The 1,586-nt window shown below is 55.0% G+C and carries 2 protein-coding genes; both read left to right on the top strand.

The window, feature by feature from the left end; genetic code table 11:
* On the top strand, positions 1-495 hold a 495-nt coding region (locus AC2VLY_RS07630), incomplete at its 5' end, for an NADH-quinone oxidoreductase subunit C (protein WP_486891874.1).
* A partial coding sequence (locus AC2VLY_RS07625; RefSeq protein WP_486922045.1) for an NADH-quinone oxidoreductase subunit D occupies positions 479-1,586 on the top strand: 1,108 nt, incomplete at its 3' end. The genes AC2VLY_RS07630 and AC2VLY_RS07625, both read left to right, overlap by 17 nt.

Raw genomic sequence — 1,586 nt, 5'->3', positions numbered from 1 at the left:
TTCCACGCAGCTTGTCTCTGGTTGCGCGACGATCCGGCCTGCCGCTTCGACATGCTGATAGATGTATGCGGAGTCGATTACTCCGAATATGGCGACGGTACCCGGGAAGGTCCGCGTTTTGCGGTGGTCTATCATTTGCTTTCCCTGCCACACCGGCAGCGCATCCGTTTGCGGATATTTGCGGACACGGAGTTGCCGATTGTTCCCTCCGTAGTGGATGTCTGGGCGGCCGCCAACTGGTTTGAGCGGGAGACTTTTGATCTGTACGGGATTTTGTTTGATGGTCATCCCGACCTGCGCCGTATTCTTACCGATTATGGTTTTGTGGGTTATCCATTCCGTAAGGATTTTCCGCTGGTGGGAACCGTAGAAATGCGTTATGACGCCGATCAGGGGCGCGTCATTTACGAACCCACGCGCACCGAAGAACGGGTGGTTGTCCCGCGCATCATCCGGTCCGGGGAGGAGGGGCGTTACAATGCCAGAAATCAATAATTTCACCATGAACTTCGGGCCGCAGCATCCTTCGGCACACGGGGTGTTGCGTCTGGTGCTGGAGCTGGACGGGGAAGTCATCGAGCGTGCTGATCCACATATTGGTTTGCTCCATCGTGCTACGGAAAAGCTGGCTGAAAATAAAACCTATCTGCAGAATTTGCCCTATATGGACCGCCTCGACTACGTGTCGATGATGTGTAACGAGCATGCGTACTGCCTGGCTGTGGAAAAGCTGCTGGGTCTGGAAGTGCCAAGGCGTGCCCAGTATATTCGTACGCTTTTCGACGAAATTACCCGGGTTCTCAACCATCTGCTCTGGCTGGGTGCCTATGCGCTGGATGTGGGTGCCATGAGTGTCTTCCTGTACTGCTTTCGTGAGCGGGAAGATCTTATGGACGTGTATGAGGCGGTTTCCGGTGCGCGGATGCACGCAGCTTATTATCGGCCTGGTGGGGTGTATCGTGATCTCCCGGCACAGATGCCCCAATATGTGGCCTCGCCTTACCGGGATGCCAGGCGCCTGGATGAACTCAATGCCAATCGTCAGGGAACGGTGCTCGATTTCATTGAAGATTTTACCCGGCGTTTTCCCGGTTATGTCGACGAATATGAAACATTACTGACCGATAACCGCATCTGGAAACAAAGAACAGTGGGGATTGGTGTGGTAGGTTCCGAGCGGGCGGTGCAGCTGGGCTTTACCGGTCCCATGTTGCGGGCTTCCGGGGTAGCCTGGGATTTACGGCGGACCCAGCCTTACGCAGCTTATGCTGATCTGGATTTTGAGATTCCTGTCGGTAGTACCGGGGATTGTTATGACCGCTATCTGGTACGGGTGGCGGAAATGCGGCAAAGCAACCACATCATTGCCCAATGCGTGAATTGGCTGCGCCAGAATCCGGGGCCGGTCATTACGGATGACTTCAAGGTGGCCGCGCCGCCCCGTGAAGAAATGAAGGGCAGCATGGAAGCCCTCATCCATCACTTCAAGCTGTTTTCGGAAGGCATGTCCGTTCCGGCAGGAGAAGTGTACACAGCCGTTGAGGCTCCCAAGGGCGAATTCGGTATCTACATGATTTCTGATGGTG

Source organism: Acidithiobacillus sp. TH-A36, assembly GCF_057473445.1.
Note: the sequence above shows the minus strand (reverse complement) of the source record. Positions and strands in the feature narration are given on the sequence as shown.